A 2,906-nucleotide genomic window follows, 5' to 3' on the forward strand; every position below is an offset into this window, starting at 1 on the left:
AGGATGAACCACACCGCGAAAGATGCAGCCTCAGGTGCGCGAGGTCGCTACGCTTGATCGGTGGCGAACCGAAAGTAGGTGGGGATGCTCCGGGATCTGCCCTGCCGCGCTAGCGGCTTACTTGAACAAGGCGCTGCACCCGACCTCTTACAGCCTGCGCTTTGGTCGTTCCTCCCGTCGCTTCGGCTTCCAGCGGCGGGTGAGCTTGGTCGTTAGGTCCTCCAGCAGCTCCGGTCGAGCCCAGCATCAGGCGACGCAGTTCCGATTGGTTGCGTGCTGGGGGAGAGCGCTTGCCAGGGCGAGTGGAGCAGAAGCTGCATGCTCACCCATGCCTGCGCTGCGGAGACTCTGAGATCGGAGGTGCACGATGTGGCGTGTTGTTGCTTTGGCACTTTTTCTCGCTAGCTGTACAGGCGAAGCCCCGATGCTCGCGCCTGCGGATACCGAGGCTGCGCGCGTCAAGATCACTGCGGTAGGCCCGGTCGCTTACTTGACGGATCTCGTCCTTGTGCCGGTCGCGCTACAGAACGAGGGCGGACCGGGCTTCTACAAGGTGCGCTTCTACGGCGCTCAAAGCCAGGTGAATGCCCCCCCGGACTGGGAGGTCGAGACCGAGCTTGTGGGGGTTGTGGAACGCGGCTACCGGGCATCGGTGAACTTTCACGTGAGAGGAACCGGGGCGAGCCCCTTGGTGGGGATCAGCGTGTTCTCCCGCGGGTTGAACTCGGAGCATTTCACACGGTGGCACGTCCATGTCACGAACTGAATGGAGGGTGCGCTCGTGCTGGCCTAACAGGCGCTTGCAAGGGACGAAACCGCGGGCATGATTGTGAGCGGAACGCAGGCGGTGGAGCCCCGCGGTTCCGCCCCTGAAGCTTCATCGTTAGCCCTCCTCATTCCCACCCTCGTGCATGTTGCCGGCTCCGAAGTTATTTTCCGGTGTGAACCCGAGCCGGAGTGTCGTGTTATGAGCAGACCGTTGGAGCAGTTGGAGGCCGAAGCCTTGAATCTCCCCGCTTCCGAGCGGGCGAGACTCGCGCGGCGGTTGTTGGTCAGCCTCGATGATGAGGATGCCGAGGATCCGCAGGAGGTCGAACGAGCCTGGGGGGAGGAGATCCGCCGCCGCTTGGAAGCGTACCACGCAGGTACGGTCCAGACGATCCCGGCCTCGGAGGTTCTCGCCAAAGCACGGGCGCGGTTGCGGTGATTGAGATCCCGTTTCTTCCGGAGGCTGAGGAAGAGTTCCTGGAGTGGGTCGATCGATACGAAGGCGAAGTGCGCGGTTTGGGTGGGGAGTTCATCGAGGAAGTGGAACGGGCACTGGAGCGGATCGCCACCTTTCCGGAGCACGGAAGTCCGCATCTGGTGAACACGCGGCGTGTGGTGCTGCAGCGGTTCCCCTTCTCGGTGGTCTACGACATCCTGCCGGAAGGCGCCTTGGTAGTAGCCGTGGCACACCACCGGCGCCGGCCTGGCTACTGGCGGGAACGGATCTGACCCGTTCACTTCGGTGCAATAGCGTAAATGCAGACATACAAACCACTTACGTCGCTTCGGCTTGGGCTGATAATCGGATGCAGGCGACACAGGGCGCCCCGTATTTTCGTGCGAGGGCAAGGCTTCCGCAGCCGCCCTGCGCGCCTGATCCTCGGCGTTAGCCCTCGATCCGGCCTTTCGTGCGTGGCGAGCTTCCTCTTGACGTGACGACCCCAGACATGAACCGTTGTGCTGTACATGTTCACCGGAGGCTGAATGTCCATCGAGACCACCTACACCCATGCTCGCGCTCACTTCGCCGAGCTTTGTGATGCCGCGGCCGAGGACCGGGAGGTCGTCATCATTCGCCGTCGCAATGCGGAGGACGTGGCGCTGATTGCCGCCGACGAACTCTCCAGCTTGATCGAGACCGCGCACCTGCTGCGGTCGCCGAAGAACGCCGAACGCTTGCTCACCGCCCTGGCGCGAGCCCGCAGCGGTACGGAGGTCTCGCAGAGTGTGGAGGCGCTTCGTCAGGAGCTCGGGCTTGGCGAAGAAGCGCGGTAAGCCAGCCGAGCCGCGGCGGCGTGAGGCGGTCTTTCATCTGGAATTTCGCGAGGATCTGCGGCACTGGGTGGAGGCCGATCGGAAGTTGGCGCTGCGCGTGCTCGACCTGGTGGAGGCGGTGCTTCGGGAGCCGTTCGTTGGTGTCGGAAAGCCGGAACCACTGCGGTACCTCGGCTCGGATGTGTGGTCGCGGCGGATCTCGCAGGAGCACCGGCTGGTGTACCTGGTGAGCAGCGAACGAGTTGACTTTCTTCAGGCTCGCTACCACTACTGAAGGTGTCCGCCGAATGGCCGGGGCTAACAAGTCGTATATTTGGGCTCCTCCCGGAGGTCTGTCCAGGGGCACTGAAGAGACCGAGTGCTGACCGTGGCGGAGGGGCACGGTTGCAGTCGTATATCCGGCCTCTTCTGTGGAGCGCCTGAAGCGTCCGGGCCATGGTGGATCATTCGCGCACCGAGAGCCAATCGCTGCAAGTGTTCTCTTGAGGAACGCACTCGTTACCGGCTTTTCCCCGGCGGCGGACCGACCGCTCTCCCATCATCTGCGTACTGTCTCTGCTCGCACTCTCTTGATCAGCGTCTTCCGTATTGGTTTCCCGATCTCCATTGGTCTCTCAATCTCCCGACATGCGGCGCCATGCTGTGGCGCGGGGGCAGCCTTGCATCGGCACTGCATGCCGGTGAACTTGTGACGCCAAGGATGCCACGGCTGATTCCCCGTCATTCGTTCAGGATCGCACTCGTTCATGCACTCTCGCGCTGCGCATCTGATCTCCTCGCTCGGGCTGGCTCCGCACCCGGAGGGCGGCCACTTCCGCGAGGTCTACCGCTCCGCCGCTCGCGTGCAGCCGCTCGATGCGCGC

Annotated in this window: 6 protein-coding genes; all 6 read left to right on the forward strand. The window is 63.3% G+C overall.

Translation table 11 applies throughout. The features are described from left to right. The first annotated feature begins 424 nt into the window (after window positions 1-424). Complete coding sequence (locus ACR2FV_RS02225) at window positions 425-766, forward strand: hypothetical protein (RefSeq protein WP_434014092.1); 342 nt, start codon at window positions 425-427, stop codon at window positions 764-766. 213 nt (window positions 767-979) lie between these two features. Continuing rightward, the gene (locus tag ACR2FV_RS02230) at window positions 980-1,207 is read left to right on the forward strand and encodes an addiction module protein (protein WP_434014093.1); all 228 of its coding nucleotides are present in this window, start codon (window positions 980-982) and stop codon (window positions 1,205-1,207) included. Further along, the gene (locus ACR2FV_RS02235; RefSeq protein ID WP_434014094.1) at window positions 1,204-1,497 is read left to right on the forward strand and encodes a type II toxin-antitoxin system RelE/ParE family toxin; all 294 of its coding nucleotides are present in this window, start codon (window positions 1,204-1,206) and stop codon (window positions 1,495-1,497) included. Before ACR2FV_RS02230 ends, ACR2FV_RS02235 begins: the two co-directional genes overlap by 4 nt. A gap of 255 nt (window positions 1,498-1,752) precedes the next feature. Continuing rightward, complete coding sequence (locus ACR2FV_RS02240) at window positions 1,753-2,043, forward strand: type II toxin-antitoxin system Phd/YefM family antitoxin (RefSeq protein ID WP_434014095.1); 291 nt, start codon at window positions 1,753-1,755, stop codon at window positions 2,041-2,043. Then, window positions 2,024-2,317 carry a Txe/YoeB family addiction module toxin gene (locus tag ACR2FV_RS02245; protein WP_434014096.1) on the forward strand — a complete coding sequence of 98 codons (294 nt, stop codon included), beginning with the start codon at window positions 2,024-2,026 and terminating at the stop codon, window positions 2,315-2,317. The genes ACR2FV_RS02240 and ACR2FV_RS02245 overlap by 20 nt, the downstream gene beginning before the upstream one ends. 472 nt (window positions 2,318-2,789) lie before the next feature. Next, window positions 2,790-2,906 (forward strand): cupin domain-containing protein (locus ACR2FV_RS02250; protein ID WP_434014097.1); only part of this gene is annotated, 117 nt, incomplete at its 3' end.

It is taken from the genome of Ornithinimicrobium sp. (assembly GCF_051004135.1).
Lineage (GTDB): Bacteria > Actinomycetota > Actinomycetes > Actinomycetales > Dermatophilaceae > Ornithinicoccus.